Source organism: Allobosea sp. 47.2.35 (genome assembly GCF_024655635.1).
Classification (GTDB): domain Bacteria; phylum Pseudomonadota; class Alphaproteobacteria; order Rhizobiales; family Beijerinckiaceae; genus Allobosea.
Genome location: NZ_JANLGI010000001.1, coordinates 224,914 through 244,493, shown reverse-complemented (window position 1 = coordinate 244,493; position 19,580 = coordinate 224,914). Strand labels below are relative to the sequence as shown.

The 19,580-nt window shown below is 67.1% G+C and carries 19 protein-coding genes; 7 read left to right on the top strand and 12 right to left on the bottom strand.

Annotation, left to right across the window (positions count from 1 at the left end; translation table 11 throughout):
• Nucleotides 1–235 precede the first annotated feature (235 nt).
• Together fliI and NUV79_RS01235 are read left to right on the top strand one after the other, a co-directional pair.
• Complete coding sequence (gene fliI / locus NUV79_RS01240; protein WP_257731530.1) at nt 236–1,552, top strand: flagellar protein export ATPase FliI; 1,317 nt, start codon at nt 236–238, stop codon at nt 1,550–1,552.
• 37 nt (nt 1,553–1,589) lie between these two features.
• The gene (locus tag NUV79_RS01235; protein WP_257731258.1) at nt 1,590–1,943 is read left to right on the top strand and encodes a DUF1304 domain-containing protein; all 354 of its coding nucleotides are present in this window, start codon (nt 1,590–1,592) and stop codon (nt 1,941–1,943) included.
• Nucleotides 1,944–1,949: 6 nt separating this feature from the next.
• Here the strand turns inward: NUV79_RS01235 and NUV79_RS01230 are convergent, their stop codons facing one another.
• Nucleotides 1,950–3,167, bottom strand: a complete 1,218-nt coding sequence (locus NUV79_RS01230; protein ID WP_257731257.1) for an MFS transporter — start codon at nt 3,165–3,167, stop codon at nt 1,950–1,952.
• A gap of 237 nt (nt 3,168–3,404) precedes the next feature.
• Between NUV79_RS01230 and fliJ the strand changes: the two genes are divergently transcribed.
• Nucleotides 3,405–3,809 carry a flagellar export protein FliJ gene (gene fliJ / locus NUV79_RS01225; RefSeq protein WP_047574070.1) on the top strand — a complete coding sequence of 135 codons (405 nt, stop codon included), beginning with the start codon at nt 3,405–3,407 and terminating at the stop codon, nt 3,807–3,809.
• Between the two features lie 55 nt (nt 3,810–3,864).
• On the opposite strand, the gene NUV79_RS01220 is transcribed toward fliJ, so the two are convergent.
• Nucleotides 3,865–4,479 (bottom strand): GNAT family N-acetyltransferase, encoded by a 615-nt coding sequence (locus tag NUV79_RS01220; protein ID WP_257731256.1) that lies wholly within the window; start codon nt 4,477–4,479, stop codon nt 3,865–3,867.
• 196 nt (nt 4,480–4,675) lie between these two features.
• On the opposite strand from NUV79_RS01220, the gene copM reads away from it, so the two are divergent.
• Both copM and NUV79_RS01210 read left to right on the top strand, forming a co-directional pair.
• Nucleotides 4,676–5,059: a CopM family metallochaperone gene (copM, locus tag NUV79_RS01215; RefSeq protein ID WP_257731255.1), complete on the top strand. Its 384-nt coding sequence runs from the start codon at nt 4,676–4,678 to the stop codon at nt 5,057–5,059.
• A 157-nt stretch (nt 5,060–5,216) separates the two neighbouring features.
• Nucleotides 5,217–6,254, top strand: a complete 1,038-nt coding sequence (locus NUV79_RS01210) for a lysylphosphatidylglycerol synthase transmembrane domain-containing protein (protein ID WP_257731254.1) — start codon at nt 5,217–5,219, stop codon at nt 6,252–6,254.
• Nucleotides 6,255–6,263: 9 nt separating this feature from the next.
• Here the strand turns inward: NUV79_RS01210 and NUV79_RS01205 are convergent, their stop codons facing one another.
• On the bottom strand, nt 6,264–7,151 hold the full coding sequence (locus NUV79_RS01205) for a DMT family transporter (protein WP_257731253.1): 888 nt from the start codon (nt 7,149–7,151) through the stop codon (nt 6,264–6,266).
• A gap of 79 nt (nt 7,152–7,230) precedes the next feature.
• Nucleotides 7,231–9,360, bottom strand: coding sequence for a flagellar biosynthesis protein FlhA (gene flhA, locus NUV79_RS01200; protein ID WP_257731252.1), 2,130 nt, complete (start codon nt 9,358–9,360; stop codon nt 7,231–7,233).
• Between the two features lie 130 nt (nt 9,361–9,490).
• Between flhA and NUV79_RS01195 the strand changes: the two genes are divergently transcribed.
• Together NUV79_RS01195 and NUV79_RS01190 are read left to right on the top strand one after the other, a co-directional pair.
• Nucleotides 9,491–11,053 (top strand): MFS transporter, encoded by a 1,563-nt coding sequence (locus NUV79_RS01195; RefSeq protein WP_257731251.1) that lies wholly within the window; start codon nt 9,491–9,493, stop codon nt 11,051–11,053.
• A 138-nt stretch (nt 11,054–11,191) separates the two neighbouring features.
• Nucleotides 11,192–11,506, top strand: coding sequence for a hypothetical protein (locus tag NUV79_RS01190; RefSeq protein WP_257731250.1), 315 nt, complete (start codon nt 11,192–11,194; stop codon nt 11,504–11,506).
• 12 nt (nt 11,507–11,518) lie between these two features.
• On the opposite strand, the gene flbD is transcribed toward NUV79_RS01190, so the two are convergent.
• From flbD to NUV79_RS01150, 8 genes are all read right to left on the bottom strand, one after another.
• Nucleotides 11,519–12,883: a sigma-54-dependent transcriptional regulator FlbD gene (gene flbD / locus NUV79_RS01185; protein WP_257731249.1), complete on the bottom strand. Its 1,365-nt coding sequence runs from the start codon at nt 12,881–12,883 to the stop codon at nt 11,519–11,521.
• Between the two features lie 41 nt (nt 12,884–12,924).
• The gene (gene fliN, locus NUV79_RS01180) at nt 12,925–13,275 is read right to left on the bottom strand and encodes a flagellar motor switch protein FliN (RefSeq protein ID WP_374678612.1); all 351 of its coding nucleotides are present in this window, start codon (nt 13,273–13,275) and stop codon (nt 12,925–12,927) included.
• An 11-nt stretch (nt 13,276–13,286) separates the two neighbouring features.
• The gene (locus NUV79_RS01175; RefSeq protein WP_257731248.1) at nt 13,287–13,877 is read right to left on the bottom strand and encodes a FliH/SctL family protein; all 591 of its coding nucleotides are present in this window, start codon (nt 13,875–13,877) and stop codon (nt 13,287–13,289) included.
• A 1-nt stretch (nt 13,878) separates the two neighbouring features.
• Nucleotides 13,879–14,868, bottom strand: coding sequence for a flagellar motor switch protein FliG (fliG, locus tag NUV79_RS01170; RefSeq protein WP_257731528.1), 990 nt, complete (start codon nt 14,866–14,868; stop codon nt 13,879–13,881).
• 104 nt (nt 14,869–14,972) lie between these two features.
• Complete coding sequence (gene fliF, locus NUV79_RS01165; protein ID WP_257731247.1) at nt 14,973–16,667, bottom strand: flagellar basal-body MS-ring/collar protein FliF; 1,695 nt, start codon at nt 16,665–16,667, stop codon at nt 14,973–14,975.
• A 303-nt stretch (nt 16,668–16,970) separates the two neighbouring features.
• The gene (gene sciP, locus NUV79_RS01160; RefSeq protein ID WP_038359348.1) at nt 16,971–17,246 is read right to left on the bottom strand and encodes a CtrA inhibitor SciP; all 276 of its coding nucleotides are present in this window, start codon (nt 17,244–17,246) and stop codon (nt 16,971–16,973) included.
• A gap of 107 nt (nt 17,247–17,353) precedes the next feature.
• Entirely contained in the window at nt 17,354–18,025 is a 672-nt protein-coding gene (locus tag NUV79_RS01155; protein WP_257731246.1) for a flagellar hook assembly protein FlgD, read from the bottom strand.
• Nucleotides 18,026–18,040: 15 nt separating this feature from the next.
• Entirely contained in the window at nt 18,041–19,501 is a 1,461-nt protein-coding gene (locus NUV79_RS01150; RefSeq protein WP_257731245.1) for a flagellar hook-length control protein FliK, read from the bottom strand.
• Nucleotides 19,502–19,580 lie beyond the last annotated feature (79 nt).

Sequence of the window (19,580 nt, the reverse complement as noted above, 5' to 3'; positions counted from 1 at the left end):
AGCGCCTTTCGCGGAAGCTAGCTTCGGGAAACAGGGCGATAATCGCCTTGCGACACGCGGCAGCCTCGATTTGCAGTCTTAACCACAGAGCTTAACAGCTGGTAAATGAGCGCAATTTGTTAGGAACCCTTACCAAATCATCCACAGGGCTCCCGGCGGCGGCTATGATATGCGCGAACCCTGCCGATCAAGCTGACACGACCCGATGAATTCGCCCTCCCACGGCCATGACCGCCTGTCCGCTTTGGCGACCGCCATCGAGCATATCGAGGGCGTGACCATCTATGGCCGCGTCATCGGCGTACGCGGCCTGCTGGTCGAGGTCGCCGGGCCGATCGGCGCGATGAGCCTGGGCGGGCGCGTCGGCATCGAGATCGCGCCGGGCACGCGCGTTCCCTGCGAGGTCGTCGGCTTCTCCGGCGACAAGGCGCTGGTCATGCCCTTCGGCGGGCTCGACGGCGTCCGCCGCGGCTGCCCCGTCCATGTCGACCGGGCCCAGCCGGGCCTGCGTCCCACGCCAGCCTGGCTCGGCCGCGTCGTCGATGCGCTCGGACGGCCGGTCGATGGCGGCCCGCCCTTGCCGCAAGGCGACACGCTCTTCGCCTATCGCAACGATCCCCCGAACGCCCATAAGCGGCGCCGGGTCGGGCGCCCGCTCGATCTCGGCGTGCGCGCGCTCAACACCTTCCTGACCTGCTGCATCGGCCAGCGCATGGGCATCTTCGCCGGCTCCGGCGTCGGCAAGTCCGTGCTGCTCTCGATGCTCGCCCGCTATGCCCAGGCCGATGTCAACATCATCGGCCTCGTCGGCGAGCGCGGCCGCGAGGTGCAGGAGTTCTTGCAGGAGGACCTCGGGCCGCAGGGCCTCGCCCGCTCGATCGTCGTCGTCGCGACCTCCGACGAACCGGCCCTGATGCGCAAGCAGGCGGCGCTCACCACGCTGACGCTCGCCGAATATTTCCGGGATCGCGGCCTGCAGGTGATGTGCCTGATGGATTCGGTGACGCGCTTCGCCATGGCGATGCGCGAGATCGGGCTGGCCGCCGGCGAGCCGCCGACCACCAAGGGCTATACCCCGACCGTCTTCGCCGAACTGCCGCGCCTGCTCGAACGCGCCGGCCCCGGCACCGGCGACGGCGCGATCACAGGCCTCTTCACCGTGCTGGTCGACGGTGGCGACCATGACGAGCCCGTCGCCGACGCGGTGCGCGGCATCCTCGACGGCCATATCGTCATGGAACGCTCCATCGCAGAGCGCGGCCGCTATCCGGCAGTCAACATCCTGAAGTCGGTCTCGCGCACGATGCCGCGTTCCTGCGACCCGGCCTACTATCCGGTCGTGCAGAAGGCGCGCTCGACGCTCGCGACCTATGCCGACATGGAAGAACTGATTCGCCTCGGCGCCTATCGCCAGGGCGCCTCGGCCGAGGTCGACGAGGCGATCCGCCTCCATCCCGCGCTCGAAGCCTTCCTCAAGCAGGCCAAGGACGACGCGACCCCGCTGCATGAATGCTACGCCCGCCTTGCCGCCATCATGAGCGGCACGGTCTGATGGGCGCCAGAATCTCCCGCCGCAGGATGTCCGACCGATGATCGCAGCCCTTCTGATCGGCCTCGTCGCCCTCATCCACGTCTACATCGTCATCCTGGAGGTGGTCTGGTGGGACACCCCGCGCGGCCACAAGGCCTTCGGCCTCACGCCGGATTTCGCCGCGCGCACGAAGGTGCTCGCCGCCAATCAGGGGCTCTATAACGGCTTCCTCGTCGCCGGCCTCATCTGGGGGCTCTGGCTCGGCCCGGAAGGCTTCGCGATCAAGCTGTTCTTCCTGGCCTGCGTCCTCATCGCCGGACTGTTCGGCGCGGCGACCGCCAGCCGCAAGATCCTCTACATCCAGGCCCTGCCCGCCGCATTGGCCATCGCAGCCCTGCTGGCCCGGATATGAGCGGCCTCAGCCTCGCGCCACCACCCGCACCAGAACGAACATCGCGATGAAGCCGACGGCCTGAATGGCCGCCGAGATCATCAGCGTCGGGCTGGCGCCGAGCCGCTCGACCATCACCGCGAAGAGCAGCGGCGCGGCGGCGAAGGTCATGTTCTGCGGCACGGTGAGCTTGCCGAGCATCGTCGCGAAGCCGTTTCGCCCGAACAGCGCCAGCGGCAGCGTCGCCCGCGCGATCGAGATCACGCCGAGCGCCGCGCTGAACAGCGTGACGAAGATCGCCGCCGCCGTGATCGTCATCGCCACGAAGGGCAGCGCCAGACACAGGACCGGCCCCAGCAGCAGGCCGAACAGCGCAACCTTCTCGGCCGGCAGCCGCTCGCCGAGCGTCGCGTCGATGGCCCGCGCCGCGAGCGTCGCCGGGCCGCTGAGCGTCGCGACCCAAACCGCTTCGGCCTGCGTCAGCCCGGCCTCCTGGAACAGGCTGATCAGGTGCAGCGGCAGTCCCCAGGAAACAAGCCCGCTGGCGGAGAAGGCGAGCGCCACCAGCCAGAACGCCGCTCGCCGCGCATGCGCCGGCACGCTGCCATGTTCGCCCGCCGATCCGGCTCCCTGAACGGTCGCCGAGGTGGGCGCCGGCGCGGCAGCGCGGTGGTAGCGCGGGATCGCCGCATAGATCGGCAGCACGATCAGAAGCTGCATCGCGGCGAAGATGACGAGCGTCATCCGCCAGCCGAAGGCATTCATCAGTGCAGCGGTCAGGGGCCAGAACACGCTGGAGGCAAGCCCGGTGACCAGCATCATCAGGCCGATCACGCGCCGCGTCCGGTCGCCCATCAACTGGGAGATCGTGACGTTGCCGGTATTGGCCAGCGACATCGCATGGCCGAGCCCGATCACGAACCAGCTCGCGAGATAGCTAACCGGCCCCTGCGCCAGCGACAGCACGCCGAGGCCGAGCGCGCAGATCACCGCGCCGATGCACATGGAACGGCGCGTGCCCTCGCGATCGAGGATGCGCCCGATCGCGGGCGCGACCAGCGCCCCGGTGATCAGCAGGATGGTGATGCCGCCGAAGACGATCTCGGCATTGAGCCCGATCTCGCGGTCGAGCGCGCCGACCAGAACCGAGGGCGAATAGAAGGTCGAGCCCCAGCCGATGATGCGGGTCAGCGCCAGGCCGGAAAGCAGGGGGCCGTGCCCGCCGAAACGAGAAGAGGCAGCCAAGACAGGATATCCGCGGGAGGCAAATCGGCCGAACGGCCACGCCCCCTCACTCACTAGATCATCCCGACAGCCGGCGGCAGCAGCCGCCACGCGGGCGGATCATGCGTCAAAGGCAGCCCGTTCCGGTAAGGAAAGGTCAACCTCCTTGCGCCATGTTGCTCCTCGTCTCGCGGATGGAGTTCTGGCGTGCGCCGAGGGGTCGGTGCCGCCGATGCGTAATCAGGAGTTGAAAACGACATGAAGTCGCGAGAGACGCTTCTTCGGCTCAAGCGCTTCCAGGTCGACGAGAAACGTCGCCGGGTAAGCCAGATCGAGATGATGATCGCCGATTTTCACCGGATGGCGAGCGATCTCGATCGCGAGATCCAGGCCGAGGAATCGCGCGCCGGCATCGCGGACCCCGCCCATTTTGCCTATCCGACCTATGCCAAGGCCGCGCTCGGCCGCCGCGACAACCTGCGCCAGTCGGCCGACAACCTGAAGGGCCAGCTCGACGAGGCCAAGGCCGAGTTGCAGGAAGCCTTCGAGGACATGAAGAAGGTCGAGATCCTCGACGATCGCGAGCGAGCTTCGGAGCGTGCGGCGGAAGCCGCCCGCGACCAGGCCACCATGGACGCGATCGGGCTGCGCTCGCGCGTCTGAGCCGGTTTCCAGAGTTCAGACGAAAGGGCGGCGTCCTCGGGGCGCCGCCCTTTTGTCATGCGATGACGGGATGGTGCTCGACGGAGTCGCGCCGCAGCTTGCCCGTCAGGCGCGGGTCATCGTCGACCTCGACCCCGCGCTTGAACACCGTGAAGCCCGAGCGCTGGTAGAAGGCGAGCGCGGCGGGGTGGTCGAGCGTGCAGGTATGCACCCAGAAACGCGCGATCGGCTTGGCCCAGGCGAGCGCCAGCGCCCGGTTCATCAGCCAGCGGCCGGCACCCTTGCCCACCACGGCCTCGTCCAACCCGAAGAAGGCGAGTTCGCCTTCGCCGGCCACCCGGAAATCCAGCTCGAGCAGGCCGACATCGCGCCCTTCGAAGCGAACCGCGTAGAACTCGACTGCGGGGTCAGCGAGGATCGCCTCGATCTCGGCGCGCGGCTTGGTCAGGCGGCTGAACCACATCCAGCGCTCGCCGAGCAGCCGATAGACGGCAAGATAGCGCTCGACATCGGAGCGGCCGATCGCATCGAGCGAAAAGCCTGCGATCCCGGCCGGGTCGGGCCGCTCGGGAGGACGCCCCAACATTTCCAGCGAGGTCACGATGGTCGCGATCTTGCCGGGCGGCAGGTCGGTCGTTCCGGTCAGGGTGATGGTCAGGCTCTGGGTCATGAAAGGCTGTTCGATCGGCTCACAAGGGAATCTGCCGCGATCATGACATGATCGAGGTCGAAAGATCACCGCACGCCGATGCATGCCCGGCGTCACGGCATCGCGCCCCGTCCCGCCTCCCCGGCCGGACATCACGATGGATCGAACCGCCGGGAAGGCGCGATCCGCCTTCACGCCTGACCGAGGATGAGACCAGATGAACCGCACCGCCGCCGTCCTGGCAGCCCTTCTCGCCGCCGGCCTGCTTGCCGGCGCGGCCAAGGCCCAGCCATCCCATGGCGGCCATGCCGGCCACGGGGCCGCTGCGGCCGCCAAGCCCGGCGACAGCGCCTCGACCAAGGCCTATCGCGACGCAAACACCAAGATGCATAAGGACATGGACATCCCCTATTCCGGCGATGCAGATGCCGATTTCGTCCGCGGCATGATCCCGCATCATCAGGGCGCGATCGACATGGCCAAAATCGTCCTCGCCCATGGCAAGGACCCTGTAATCCGCAAGCTCGCCGAGAACGTCATCCGCGACCAGGAGAAGGAAGTCGCGATGATGCGGGACTGGCTGAAGAAGAACGGCAGGTGACCTCAGTTTCGCCCCCTGACCTTGGGTGAGGGCGAGCAAGCTCAGGCGCTTGCCCTCGCCCTTCCCCGCTGGCACAGAGAGGGAAGGTTCGCGCCGCAGCGGTGACGACGTGGACCATCCTACCCGTCGCCACCTTGTCCCGAGCCCGCGGCCTTTCATGAAACGCTATCTCGATTACCTCTGGCCGATCATCGGGCTCATCGCGGTCGTCTGGTCCGTCGAATTGCTCTGGGACAAGCTGAAGGCCGAGGCGGGATCGGACGCCGCGATCGAGGCGCTGCTCGCCGATGCCGGGCTCTGGCAGAGCGTGAAGATCATCGCTCTCCGGATCGGCCACAAGATCGCGGTGATCCCGCCCGAGGCCTTCCTCCATGCCGCGCTTGCAACCCTGGTCGCCTATGCGGCACTCGCCTGGTACGACCGCATCGCCCTGATCCATCTCGGCAAGGAGAAGGGCATCTCCTGGTTCTATATCTCGCTCTGCTCCTTCGTGACCTATGCGCTCTCCCACAATATCGGCGCCTCGGTCTTCTCGGGCGGCATGGTGCGCTACCGCGCCTATACGGCGAAGGGCCTGACGGCGGCGGAGGTCGCGGTGCTCGTCGCGCTCTGCTCCTTCACCTTCGCCTTCGGCACGATCTTCCTGATGGGGCTCGTGCTCATCTACGAGCCGCAGATCCTGCATCCGCTGGAACGGATGTCGAAATGGTTCGCGATATCGGACAATACCGCGCGCCTGATCGGCGTCGGCATGCTCGCCTTCGTCGCGCTCTACACGATCGGTTCCTGGCTGCGCTTCAAGCCGCTCAAGATCGGCAAGTTCGAGATCATCTATCCGCGCCTGCCGATCGTCGCCCGGCAATATCTCGCGGCTCCGCTCGAGCTCGCGGGCGCCGCCGGCATCATCTATTTCGCGCTGCCGGACCAGGGCAATCCGGGCTTCCTGATCGTGCTCGGCGCCTTCCTGCTCTCCTTCTCGGCAGGACTGCTCAGCCAGGTTCCCGGCGGCGTCGGCGTGATGGAGGCGGTCTTCCTGGCGGTGATGCCGGGCGTTCCGGCGCCGGCCGTCTTCGCCGCGCTGCTGGTCTGGCGGATGTTCTATCTCATCCTGCCGCTGGTCTTCTCGCTGCCGATCGTGCTCGCCTTCGAACGGACACAGCTCAAGCGCAGCACCCGCATCGCCCCGCCGCCTTGAGAGCCGACCTTACCGCTTGAGCGCGATCGCGGCCGCGCCGAACATCAGCAGCGCGCCGATCGCTTCCGACCAGCCGAAGGGCTCGCTCAGCGCGACGACGCCGACCGCGACCGCGATGGCGGGGCTGACGAAGGCATAGAGCCCAGCCCGGAACGCCCCCCAGTCGCGCAGCAGCCGCATATAGATGGTGAAGCCCATCAGCGAGCCGCCGACGATCAGGAAGAGCACGGCCGGCAACACCGGCCAGCTCGCCAGCGCCCGGACATCGGCAAGCCCGACCGGCTCCAGCGTGAGCGACACTGCGGTCAGCCCGATGCCACCGATCAGCGTCTGCCAGCCCGCCAGCGTCAATGTCGGCATCGTCCCGGCGATCGGCCGCGAGAGCACGGCGCCGACGCAATAGAACAATGTGCCGCCGGCCACCGCCGCGAGCCCCATCGCCTCCAGCGGATCGCCATGGGCCGCAGCGAGCCCGCCCATGGCCCGCGTCGCGAACAGGAAACCCAGGCCCACGGTGCCGAGCGCGATCGCAACAAGCTTACGCCCGTCGATCCGCACGCCCTCGATCGCGCGGCTGGCCAGCAGCGTGTAGATCGGGATGGTCGCAAAATTGACAATGGCCGCGAGCCCGCTCGGGGCATGCTTCGTGCCCCAGAACAGCAGCGCGTAATTGGCGGTGTTGAGCAAGAGCGCGGTAGCGATCAACCGGGGCCAGGCCCCGGCCGAAACCTTCGGCGCATCGCGCCCGGCCCAGAGCAACATGATGAGTCCGGCGAGCGAAAAACGCGCCGCCGCCAGGAAAACCGGCGGAACATACATTGAGCCGACCTTGACCGGCAGCCAGGTCAGCCCCCAGACGAGACACATCACGGCGAAGAGGGCGGCGTTGCGCGACATCTCTCCCGCTTAGCCCCGGGCCCTCAGGCTGACCATTGCGCGGCAGGCATCGGGGCCCCGTGGAAAGCGGAGGCGCGCCTCAGACGCTGCCGACCGTCTTGAGCCGCACGCGCGGATGGATCTCCGCCTGCGACAGCACCGGCGTCTCCCGGCGGAAGCGCTCGATGATCTGGCGGGCGAAGGGCCGCGCCATCGCCGAGGTGACCAGCGCCGGCATCTCGCCGATGCGGGCCGCATCCTCGAACTTGTCGCGGACGTGATGCACGAATTCCTGCAGCCGCGAGGGCTGCATGGCCAGATGCCGCTCCTCGCCCTGGCCGATGATCGACTCGGCGAAGACGCCCTCCCAGGCCGGCGAGAGCGTGATGATCGGCAGCACGCCGAGCCCGTTCGAGAACTGGGCGCAGATCTGGCGGGCGAGCCGGGCGCGGACATGCTCGGCGATCTCTCGGGGATTGCGCATGCCGGACGAGACCTCGGCGATCCCCTCGATGATGGTCGGGAGATCGCGGATCGAGATGCGCTCGGAGAGCAGGAGCTGGAGCACGCGCTGGATGCCGGTGGTCGAGATCTGGCTCGGTACGATCTCCTTGACGAGATCGGCATGGTCCTTCGGCAATTCGCGCAGCAGTTTCTGCACCTCGGAATGCGAGAGCAGCTCCGGCATGTTCGACTTCAGCACCTCGGTGAGATGCGTCGAGATCACGGTGGCGGCATCGACCACGGTGTAGCCGCGCAGCTGCGCCTCGTCCTGCAAGGCCGCGTCGATCCAGGTCGCCGGCAGGCCGAAGGTCGGTTCCAGCACGTTGTGGCCGGGCAGGTTCACGGCGCCGCCCATCGGGTCCATCGCCATGTACTGGCCGGCATAGACGATGCCCTGCCCGGCATCGATCTCCTTGATCTTGATGAAATAGTGGTTCGCCTCGAGCTGGACGTTGTCGACGATGCGCACCGCGGGCATGACGAAGCCGAGCTCGGCCGCGAGCTGCCGGCGCAGCGCCCGGACCTGATCCGTCAGCCGGTCCTGCCCGCTCGGCGCATTGACCAGCGGCAGGAGCCCGTAGCCGATCTCGATCTTGAGCTCATCCATCTTGAGGAGGTCGTTCAGCGTCTCCTCGCGCGGCGTGCCGTCGGCCGAGACCGCGCCGCCGGCCTGTGCCGGATCGAGCACGCCCTGCTCCGCCTCGCGGGCCTTGGCCGCCTTGCCGAAACGATAGGCCAGGTAACCCGCACCACCTGCCAGCAGCAGGAAGGGCAGCATCGGGATGCCCGGCAAGAGCGCGATCAGCAGCATCACAGCCGCCGACATGCCGAGCGCCTTGGGATAGCCCGAGAGCTGCTTGCCGAGCGCCTTGTCGGCCGCGCCGCGCACGCCCGCCTTCGAGACGAGCAGGCCGGCCGCGGTCGAGACGATCAGCGCCGGGACCTGGCTGACGAGGCCGTCGCCGACGGTGAGCAAGGTATAATTCGTCGCCGCCTGGCCGAAGCTCAGCCCCTGCTGCGCGACGCCGATGACGATGCCGCCGAGTACGTTGATGAAGGTGATCAGCAGGCCGGCGATGGCGTCGCCGCGTACGAATTTCGAGGCGCCGTCCATCGAGCCGAAGAAGGACGACTCGTCCTCCAGCGCCCTGCGGCGGACCTTCGCGGTCTCCTGGTCGATCAGGCCGGCGGAGAGGTCGGCGTCGATCGCCATCTGCTTGCCGGGCATGGCATCGAGGCTGAACCGGGCTGCGACTTCGGCGATACGGCCCGAGCCCTTGGTGATGACGACGAAGTTCACGATGATCAGGATCGTGAAGACGATCACGCCGATCACGAAATTGCCGCTCATCACGAAGCCGGCGAAGGCCTCGATGACGTGACCGGCAGCCGAGGTGCCTTCATGGCCATGAGCGAGGATCAGGCGCGTCGAGGCGAGGTTCAGCGCCAGCCGGAACATGGTGACGATCAGCAGCACCGTCGGGAAGGCCGAGAATTCCAGCGGCTCCTCGATGAAGAGCGCGGTCATCAGCACCAGTACGGACAGGATGATCGACAGCGCCAGCAACAGGTCGAGCAGGACCGCCGGCATCGGGAATACGAGCACCACCAGGATGCCCATGACGCCGATGGCGAGGAACAGGTCCGGACGGTTGAAAAGCTTTCCGAGCGCCCCCCGGTCGGGAACGGTAAAGCCTCTGCCTTGCCCTGCCGTCACATCGGTCATCGACCGTTCCGCCCCACGCCCGTTGCCTGTCCATGACAGGACGCGCCCCGAAGCAGGGCGCAGCTCGGCAATTCTTGCCGGGCCTATGGTGAACGATTGGTTAAGCCGGGCCTCAGGAGCCTGTCCCCGAATGCGTCACCGGAACCTTAGCCGCCGGAGGCCGTTGCCTTCGGACGCCATCTCCGCCGCGTCGGCCCGCCTTTCAAAGCGCCGCAAGAGCGCCGTTTCCATCCGGGGGCAACCCGTGCAACAGACTCAGCTTCAGGGAACCGACCCCGGCATCGTCACCACGGATGTGCCCGCACGGCTCGACCGCCTGCCCTGGTCGCGCTTCCACACGCTCGTCGTCGCCGCGCTCGGCATCACCTGGATTCTCGACGGGCTTGAGGTCACCCTCGCCGGCTCGGTCTCCGGCGCCCTAAAGGAAAGCCCGGTCCTCAAATTCACCAATACCGAGATCGGGCTTGCCGGCGCCGCCTATATCGCCGGCGCGGTGCTGGGCGCCATCTTCTTCGGCTGGCTGACTGACCGGCTCGGGCGCAAGAAACTCTTCACGATCACGGTTCTCGTCTATCTCTCGGCGACGGCGGCCACCGCCTTCTCCTGGAACGTCTGGAGCTTCATCCTCTTCCGCTTCCTGACCGGCATGGGTATCGGCGGAGAATACACCGCGATCAACTCGACAATCCAGGAGCTGATCCCGGCCCGTGTGCGCGGCTGGACCGATCTCGTCATCAACGGCTCGTTCTGGGTCGGTGCCGCCATTGGTGCGCTGGGCTCCATCGTCCTGCTCGACCCCGCCTGGATCGACCCCGAACATGGCTGGCGCCTCGCCTTCTTCATCGGCGCGGCGCTCGGCCTGATCATCCTCTTCCTCAGGCAATGGATTCCGGAAAGCCCGCGCTGGCTGATCAGCCACGGCCAACCCGAGCGTGCAGCGGCCATCGTCGCCGATATCGAGCGCCGCGCCGGCTTCGTCGCGCCGGCCGGCGAGGTCCTGCCGCTGACCCGCCTGCGCCCGCGCGCCGCGACGCCACTCGGCGAGGTCTTCCACGCCCTCTTCGTCGTCCATCGCGAGCGCGCGCTGGTGGGCCTCGCGCTGATGCTATCGCAGGCCTTCTTCTATAACGCGATCTTCTTCACCTACGCGCTGATCCTGACCGATTTCTACGCCGTGCCCGCGCAGAACATCGGCTGGTTCATCCTGCCCTTCGCCGCCGGCAATTTCCTCGGACCCCTCCTGATCGGCCGGCTCTTCGACACGATCGGCCGCCGCGTGATGATCGCCGCGACCTATGCACTGTCGGGCCTGCTGCTCACCGGCACCGGCTATCTGTTCTGGAAAGACTGGCTCACCGCTTCGCAGCTCACCCTCTGCTGGAGCGTCGTCTTCTTCTTCGCCTCAGCTGCCGCGAGTTCGGCCTATCTCACGGTTTCCGAGACCTTCCCGGTCGAGATGCGCGCGCTGGCCATCGCGATGTTCTATGCGATCGGCACCGGCGCGGGCGGCATCGCGGGCCCCTGGCTCTTTGGCATCCTGATCGATACCGGCTCGCGCGGCAGCGTCTTCGGCGGCTATCTGCTCGGCGCGTTCCTGATGCTGGCCGCTGCGGCCATCGCCGCGCGCTTCGCCTTTCCGGCCGAGCGCAAGCCGCTCGAAAGCGTGGCGCGGCCGCTCAACGCCGTCGACTGACGCCATGGCATTCCGTAACCATCGCGGGCGAAAACCGGCCCGATGGAACAAAGCATCATTTAAATGCATTATTCCCCACCGGCATTCCCTCTCTAAGAATGTCGTTGGAGATGTGGTGACAACAGTCTGGAGGCCGTCGTGGACAGACGCTCATTCCTGATGACATTGGTCGGTGGCTTCGCCGCGGCTGGCATGGGCGGGATCGCCGCAGCCGAGGCCGCCCAGCCTGTGCTGGCACCGAAGCCGGAAGCCGAGCCCGCCAAGGATGGCGAGGCCGTAACCGCCGAGGTGAAGGAGGCGCTCGACAAGACCGACGCCGAGTTCAGCCAGTACTACTACTATCGCCGGCCGCGCTACTATGCCCGACCCCGCTACTATGTGCGCCCGCGCTACTACTACCGCCCGCGCTATTATGCCCGGCCGCGCTACTATTACCGTCGGCGCTACTATTGACCGGCTCTCGGGTCAGGCTGCGCTGATGCGCGTCTGACCCGGCTCGGCGACCGTGATGCCGGCCGAGGTATATTCGCTGAGCTTGTTGCGTAGCGTGCGGATCGAGATCCCCAGGATCTTGGCCGCATGAGTCCGGTTGCCGAGGCAGTGATCCAGCGTATCGAGGATCAGCTCGCGCTCGACATCGGCGACCGTATGCCCAACCAGCGAGCGCGTCATCGCCTCCGCCGTCTGGGCTGCGCGCGCCGCGGGGTCGCGGGACGGCGCCGGTGAGAGCGCTTCCCCTTCCGGGCTGAGCACGGCTGAGGCCGCGATCTCGGTTCCGCTCGCCAGCAGCACCGCCCGGTGCATCGTGTTCTCCAGCTCGCGAACGTTGCCGCGCCAGGCGCTGGCCAGCAGCAACTTGCGGGCGTCGGCCGCGATCGGCCGCGCCGGCAGCCCGTTCAGATCCGCGTATTTCTTGGCGAAATGGTCCGCCAGAGCCAGGATGTCGCTCGGGCGCTCGCGCAGCGCCGGCAGGCGCAGATGCACGACATTGAGCCGGTAGAGCAGGTCCTCGCGGAAGGAGCCCTCGCGCACCGCATCGGCCAGGTTGCGGTTCGAGGTCGCGATGATCCGGATATCGACCTTGACCGGCTGCGTGCCGCCGACGCGGTCGATCATCCGTTCCTGCAGCGCGCGCAGCAGCTTGGCCTGCAGGCGGACATCCATCTCCGAGATTTCGTCGAGCAGCAGCGTGCCGCCATTGGCCTCCTCGAACTTGCCGATGCGCCGCGCGATGGCGCCGGTGAAGGCGCCCTTCTCATGGCCGAACAGTTCGGACTCGAGCAGGTTGTCAGGGATCGCGGCGCAGTTCACCGCGACGAACGGACGGTCCTTGCGGCCGGATTTCTGGTGAAGGTGCCGTGCGATCACCTCCTTGCCGGTGCCGCTCTCGCCGGTGACCAGCACCGGCGCTTCCGAGCGCGCGATCTGCGAGGCGAGCTGCACGACCCGCTCCATCGCCGGATCGCGCCAGATCAGGCTGGACTGGTCGGCGGCCACCGCCTCCAGCACCGCCGCGATCAGCTCCGGATCGGGCGGCAGCGGCACGTATTCGCGCGCGCCGGCCTGGATCGCGGCCACGGCGGCGCGGGTATCGGTCGAGGTGCCGCAGGCGACGATCGGCGTGCGGATGCGCTCGCCCTCCAGCGCCGCGACATAGCCCGCGATCGGCTGGGCGACGTCGACCATCAGCAGGTCGGCACCCTTGGCGCGCAGCACTGCGAGCGTCTGGTCGAGGCTTTCGGTGTGGGTCACGGCCGCGCCATGCGACATGGCGATCTTGGCGGCTGCGATGATCTGTCCCTTGAGACCGCCGGCGATGATGAGGCGCATGGCTCAGGTCCTTCCGTTCGTCGATGTCATGGGGCGGGCCGTCACCGGTCCGCCTTGATGATTTCCGTCATGGTCACGCCGAGCCGGTCCTCGACCACGACGACCTCGCCGCGCGCGACCAGACGCTCATTGACGAAGATGTCGATGGCCTCGCCGACGCGCCGATCGAGTTCGAGCACCGCACCCGGCACGATCTGGAGCAGGTCCCCGACCGCCACTTTCGAAGAGCCGAGCACCGCTGAAACCGTGACCGGCACGTCGAAGACCTGTTCCAGGTCCTCGGCCGTCTTGACCGGGACCGGGCCCGAGCGCGCAACAGACATGTCCCCCTGGTCGAAGGACAGGTCGGCCTGGTTCAGCGGCGGCAGGTTGAGATCGTTCTCCTGGCTCATGGCTCAGACCTTCATGGTTCCGCATGACCATGGCCAAACACGCGCGAGACCGCCTGTTCGACCAGAGCCGTGAGTTGCTGGCTGTCGAGGACGAAGCCGCCCTCCGCCCATTCGATGCGCCCGTCGCCGGGCGTGATGTCGGATTGCCCGAGCACGATCAGCTTGCCGGAGAAGCCGTGTTCGGCTGCGAGCTTGCGGACCAGCTCCTCGGCGGCCTCGACCATGCTCTCATGCACGCGCAGCACCAGATGCGGCGCCATGCGGGCATGGCTCAGGCACTCGCGGATCGCGCCGGCAAGCAAGGCCAGCGGCTTCTCGGCAAGCGCCGCCCCGGCCAGCGCCTTCGCCGTCACGAGCGCGACCTGGGCCGCATGTTCCTCGATAGCGGCCATGCGCGCAGCCTCCTGCGCGAAAAGCCGCTCGGCGGAACGCGCGAGCTGCCCGGTCAGGCCGACGAGCTGGGCCTGCGCCTCGCGATGCGCCTGCTCGTGCCCGGCATGGAAGCCCTCGGCCCGCGCCGCGGCAATATCGGCCTCGCCAGCGGCCTTGCGGCTGCCTTCGCGGAAATCCGTCCCGAACATGAACTTGGTCGCGGATGCCATGTCAGTACACCAGCTCGTCTTCGGCGCTGCCCTTGGACAGCACGATCTCGCCCTTCTCGGCGAGGTCCTTGGTCAGTTGCACGAGCTTGGTCTGCGCCTCGTCGACCTCCTTGAGGCGCAAGGGCCCCATGGATTCCAGGTCGTCCTGCATGTTCTTCGAGGCGCGCTGCGACATGGCGCCGAAGAAGAAGTCGCGCATCGACTGGCTGGCGCCCTTGAGCGCGCGCGCCAACGTTTCCTTGTCGGCCTGGCTCACCAGCGTCTGCAGCCCGGCCGAGTCGAGCTTGCCGAGGTCCTCGAAGGTGAACATCAGGGTGCGGATGCGCTCCGCCGCTTCCTGGTTCGAGGCGTCGAGCGCAGACAGGAAGCGCAGCTCGGTCTGCCGGTCGAAGCCGTTGAAGATCTCGGCCATCATCTCGTGCGGATCACGGCGGCGCGTTTGGGTCAGCGTCGAGACGAACTCGGTGCGCAGCGTATTCTCGATATGGTCGAGCGCCTCCTTCTGCACCGATTCCAACCGCAGCATGCGCCCGACGACCTCGATCGAGAGATCGTTCGGCAAATTGCGCAGCACATTGGCGGCATGCTCGGCCCGGATCTTCGACAGGATCACGGCGATGGTCTGCGGATACTCGTTCTTGAGGAAGTTCGCGAGCACGACCGCGTCGATATTGCCGAGCTTCTGCCACATGTTGCGGCCGGCAGGCCCGCGGATTTCCTCCATGATCAGCGCGACCTGATCGGTCGGCAGGATCTTCTCGAGCAGCGAGATCGTGCGGTCGAAGGAGCCCGTCACCGCGCCGGCGCTGGAGAGCTTGCCGACGAAATCGAGCATCAGGCGCTCGACCTCGTCGGCATCGACCGTGCCGAGCTCAGCCATGGCGCGCGTGATGATGCGGATCTCGTCGTCGTCGAATTCCTGCCAGATCTTGCGGCCGTGCTCTTCGCCCAGCACGAGCAGGATGACGGCGGCCCGCTGCGGGCCGGTCATCTCGGCGACGGTGGTCACACCGAAGCCGCCGCCTTCGATGGCATCCGGGAGGCCGGGATTGCGGGTTGCGATCGATCGGGTATCGGCCATGTCTCAGCGCCCCGTCACGCCGCGGACTTCTCGTGGATCCAGCTTCGCAGCACCGCGACCGAGTCGGCCGGATTCTGCGAGACCAGGGCCCCGATCTTTTCCACGGACTGCGCCTTGAGCTGCCCCTTGACCTGGGCGATCGCCAGCATCCGCTCGGAGGGCGGCACATCGACGTCGACGGGCAGCGGCGCGCCATCGGCACCAACCGTCATCGCCCGCCCGCTGCCGGCCGGATCGCCGGTCTCGCCGGGGGGGCCGGCCAGGACGGCGCCATTGCGCATGAAGGAGGGGATCGCGCGGACATTGCTGTTGTCGGCTGCCAGCACCTGCTTCAGCAGCGGGCGCACCACGGTCATCAGCACGATCACGGTGAGCAGCGAGATCACGCCGAGCTCGGCGAAGCGGATCAGGTCCTCCCGGGTGAAGGAGGTGAGCTGCTGCAGCAGCGTCTGCTCGGTGAGATCGGCCGGCGGCGGTGGCGCCTCGGCAAAGCGCAGGTTGACGACCTCGACCTTGTCGCCACGGCCCTGGTCGAAGCCGACCGCGGTGCGCACCAGCTCGCCGATGCGTTCCAGCTCCTCGTTGTTGCGCGGCTGGTAGGACATCTCGCCGGCCGGGCTGCGCGTGTAGTTGCCGTCGACGAGGACCGCGACCGACAGCTTCCTGACGCGCCCGCCTTCCAACACCTCGGTGCGGGTCGTGCGCGATATCTCGTAATTGGCGACTTCCTCGTTCTTCTGGGAGTTCTCGCGCTGGTTCTGCTGCGCGCCTTGCGTCTGCTGCGCGCCCGGCAGTTCGTTGCCCACGGTGACCGTGCCGTTGCCGCCCTCGGTCGTGGTCGAGGCTTCCGTGCGGTTCTGGCTCGACCGCAGGACGCGGCTTTCCGGATCGTAGCTCTCGGAACGGCTCTCGACGCGGTTGGTGTCGAGCGCGGCCGAGACCTGCACCCGCGCCCGGCCGTAACCGACGACGCTGGCGACGATGTCCTCGACCTGGCTCTTGATGCGCTTCTCGATCGCGGTCTGGCGCTCCTCGATGCCGAGCCCGATCAGGCCCTGGTCGCTCTGTGCGCCGTCGGCCAGGAGCCGGCCGCGCTCGTCGACGATCGAAACCCGCTCCGGCTTCAGGCCATCGACCGCCGAGGCGACGAGATGGCGCACGGCCCGGACCTGCGCGGCATCGAGCTCGCCGGCGAGCTTGAGCGCGATCGAGGCGCGCGGCGGCTCGCGGTCGCGCTCGAACAGGCGCCGCTCCGGGATGACGAGATGAACACGCGCCGACTGCACCCGCCCGATCGAGCGGATGGTGCGCGACAGCTCGCCTTCGAGCGCGCGCAGATGGTTGATGTTCTGGACGAAGCTGGTCGAGGAGAAGGCGTCGCCCTTGTCGAAGATCTCGTAGCCGACGCCGCCGCCGGCCGGGATGCCCTTGCTGGCGAGGTCGAGCCGCAGGCGCGGTACGTCGGCCTTCGGCACCAGCACGGTCTGGCCGTCGCCGCGCAGCTCGTACTTGATGCCGCGCGCATCGAGGTCCTTGAGGATGGCGCTCACGTCCTGGCTACCCAGCTCGGAGAACAGCACGCTCATCGCCGGCTGCGACATCCGGAGCATGACGAAGCCGAAGAAGCCGACGAGCACCAGCGTGACGGCAAGCATGGCCGCCAGGCGCGCCGCGCCGAATTTGGCAAACTGCTCGATCAGGCCGTTCACGCCGCCATCCGTCCCACAGAATCGCAGGAGACGGCACACCTGTCCCGCCCCACTAGGCAAGTTTTTCCCGGTGCATGGTTAGCGGCTGGTTAATTTTTGGGTGCGGGTCGTTAAACTTTCTCGCAGGCCAGAGCATTTTCGAGCGAAGTGGGAACCGGTTCGCGTGAAGAAAATGCGCCAGACAATAATTCAGAGCGGTTCAGCGTTCCGAAGGAACACGGAACCGCTCTGGTGAGCTAAACGCCGAAGGCGCCGACCCTGTTCGGGCCGACGCCTTTGAAAGGAAACGAGAATATCTGCTTCTTACTGGCGGTAGTGCTGGATGCGGGTCGTCCGCAGGCCGGCGAGGCCGTGCTGGTCGATCGACATCTGCCAGCTCAGGAACTCATCGACGGTCAGCGTGTAACGCTGGCAGGCCTCTTCGAGGCTGAGCAGCCCGCCGCGTACGGCAGCCACCACCTCGGCCTTTCGCCGGATGACCCAGCGCCTGGTATTCATCGGGGGCAGGTCCGCGATCGTCAGCGGACTTCCGTCCGGTCCGATCACGTACTTTACCCGCGGTCGCAATGGCTCGGTCATGGTACTCTCACACAACTCAACAGAGCTACTGAGGGCAGCATAGGCGGGTGGCTTTAAGAATTGGCTAAAACGATCGCCTCGGATGTCCACGACTGATTCGCGCCCGCTCACTCGCTGCGCACCACGCTCTTGACCTTGTCGATCGGGACGCTGATCCCGCCGATCTTGAGCATCGGGATCGACGAGGTGAAATCGACGCCGTCGACCACGCCGCTGATCTGCGTCTTCGCCGTGATGCTCTCGCCAGCGACGTTCTTGGCGTCGATCGAGATGCTGTATTCGCCGTCCGGCGCCTTGGTGCCGAGCGAGGTCGAGCCATCCCAGCTGAAGGTCTGATCGCCGGCGGTCAGCGTCCGGGTCATCGTCTGGACGACGCTGCCCTTCGAATCCTTGATCGTGATCGTGGCTGTGCCGGCCGAGGCCATGTTGACCTTCCAGTCGGCCTTGTTGTTGGCCAGCCGCGTCGTGGTGCCGTCGGCTGTGATCGTGGCCCCGATGAAGCCGACCGCGTTCGTCGCCGTTCCCGCAGCGCTGAGGCTGAGCAGCGAGCCCAGCGTCTCGTTGGTCTTGAGCTGCTGCTCGACGCCGGCGAACTGCACGAGCTGCTGGGTGAACTGGTTGGTGTCGAGCGGGTCCAGCGGTGACTGGTTCTTGAGCTGCGTCGTCAGCAGCAGCAGGAACTGGTCGAAATTGTTGGCAATGCCGCTCGTGGAGCCGGTCACCGTGCTGTTGCTGGTGCCCGATGTGCCTGATGTGCCCGATGTACCGGAGACCGCCATGGCGCTTGTCCTCGTTCAGATACTGAGATCGACGCCGCCGAGCCGAACGAAGCGGCGCTGCGGGACGGGGTCGATGGAAAGGGGAGCGTCCTCGGCCAGCTCGGTGCCGTCGGGCTGGCGCGCGCGCTGCGGCGCCTCGTCCTGCTGACGGTTCTGGCGGAAGGCCGACTGGTCGGACGGGTCGCGCAAGGTGATATCGACGCCGCCATCGGACGGTTTCAGGCCCGCCTGCTCGAAGGCACGCTCCAGCGTACGCGCATCGCGCTGCAGGAGATGCAGGGTCTCGACCCGGTCGACGACCAGCTTGGCGCTGACCTCGCCCTTGTCCGAGATCGACAGGTTGACATCGACGCGGCCGAGCTCATCCGGATCGAGCCGAATGTCGAATTGCCGCGAGCCCGCCATCGCGCGCAGGCCGATCTCGATCGGCACGACATGGATCGGCGTCGGCTGACCGCTCGCCGTGCCCTGCCCCGGAGCGCCGGGAGTGGCATTCGGATCGAACGACTGGACAAGGCGGTCTTGCCCGGATTTTCCGGATGTCTGCTGCAGCAAGGTCGAGAGATCGAACGGCGTTGCCGGCTGCTGAAGGCTGTCGAGCGCCTTAGGCTCGGGGGCCGCCTGCGTGCCGTTGGCGATCGCAGGCTGGTCTACCTTGGTCAGGATGTCCGCAAGCTCTTTCACGCCCAGCCCGGCAGTTCCGACGGCATGCACGCTCTGCGCGGTCTTGCTCGCATCGGCGACGGCGCTTGCGGCAGACGCCTGGTCCGTCGCCGGCATCGCAACAGACAGTTCAGCGGCTGCAAATTGCGGCCAAGCGGCATTTTTCTTCGCGCCGCCTTCCGCGGCCATCGCTTCGACAGCCTCGCCCTCGGCGGCATCGACGGCCAGGAGCGGGCCCTGCGGCAACAGCGCAGGCGCAATAGCGACCGGAACCGGTACAGCCGGGGTCTGGGTTTCGACGACAGGGACTGAAGTCGCGACCGCAGCCTCGCCCTCGCCTGCGGCCTTCGCGTCCTTCTTCGTCGAACCGTCCTGCGCCTCGCCGGTCTCAGCCGCCTCGCCTTCGCCGACAGGCTTGGCCTGCGCCTCCATCTGGGCAGCAGCCATCGCGAGCAGGAAAGCAACCCCGCTCGCATCGGTCTTTAGCTCCTGCGGCGCAGCGGTGCCGGTCTGGGCAGGGGAGGAGGTCGGAACGGCAGACGAGACGACGGCCTTCGAAGCTTCCAGCTGCGCCTTCACCTTGGCGGGATCGACGACCTGCTCCGCAGAGGTCACATCCTTGGCCGCTGCGGCTTCCGGCGAAACCGCGCCCTTGCCGGCCGCGCCCGCCTTGCTCGACCCGGCGGTTGCCGTCTCGGCTTCGGGCAGCGCAAAGACCTCGCCGCTCTCGCGCTGCTCGGTTTGACCGGCGCGCGACCGGGCAACCGGCGCTTCGGCTGGGGCCTGACTTGTGAACGCAGACTGGATCGGCATGAACGGTCCCGTGACGCGGGCAACAACGCGCCCGACCCGGTCCAGCAAGTTGCGAGCCAGAAACACCCCTTGCTGAATC

Coding starts and splice junctions, on each gene's coding strand:
- NUV79_RS01235 (WP_257731258.1), top strand. CDS start 1,590: ATGATCGCAGCCCTTCTGATCGGCCTCGTCGCCCTCATCCACGTCTAC.
- fliJ (WP_047574070.1), top strand. CDS start 3,405: ATGAAGTCGCGAGAGACGCTTCTTCGGCTCAAGCGCTTCCAGGTCGAC.
- NUV79_RS01220 (WP_257731256.1), bottom strand. CDS start 4,479: ATGACCCAGAGCCTGACCATCACCCTGACCGGAACGACCGACCTGCCG.
- copM (WP_257731255.1), top strand. CDS start 4,676: ATGAACCGCACCGCCGCCGTCCTGGCAGCCCTTCTCGCCGCCGGCCTG.
- NUV79_RS01210 (WP_257731254.1), top strand. CDS start 5,217: ATGAAACGCTATCTCGATTACCTCTGGCCGATCATCGGGCTCATCGCG.
- NUV79_RS01205 (WP_257731253.1), bottom strand. CDS start 7,151: ATGTCGCGCAACGCCGCCCTCTTCGCCGTGATGTGTCTCGTCTGGGGG.
- flhA (WP_257731252.1), bottom strand. CDS start 9,360: ATGACCGATGTGACGGCAGGGCAAGGCAGAGGCTTTACCGTTCCCGAC.
- NUV79_RS01195 (WP_257731251.1), top strand. CDS start 9,491: ATGCGTCACCGGAACCTTAGCCGCCGGAGGCCGTTGCCTTCGGACGCC.
- flbD (WP_257731249.1), bottom strand. CDS start 12,883: ATGCGCCTCATCATCGCCGGCGGTCTCAAGGGACAGATCATCGCAGCC.
- fliN (WP_374678612.1), bottom strand. CDS start 13,275: ATGAGCCAGGAGAACGATCTCAACCTGCCGCCGCTGAACCAGGCCGAC.
- NUV79_RS01175 (WP_257731248.1), bottom strand. CDS start 13,877: ATGGCATCCGCGACCAAGTTCATGTTCGGGACGGATTTCCGCGAAGGC.
- fliG (WP_257731528.1), bottom strand. CDS start 14,868: ATGACCGGCCCGCAGCGGGCCGCCGTCATCCTGCTCGTGCTGGGCGAA.
- sciP (WP_038359348.1), bottom strand. CDS start 17,246: ATGACCGAGCCATTGCGACCGCGGGTAAAGTACGTGATCGGACCGGAC.
- NUV79_RS01155 (WP_257731246.1), bottom strand. CDS start 18,025: ATGGCGGTCTCCGGTACATCGGGCACATCAGGCACATCGGGCACCAGC.
- NUV79_RS01150 (WP_257731245.1), bottom strand. CDS start 19,501: ATGCCGATCCAGTCTGCGTTCACAAGTCAGGCCCCAGCCGAAGCGCCG.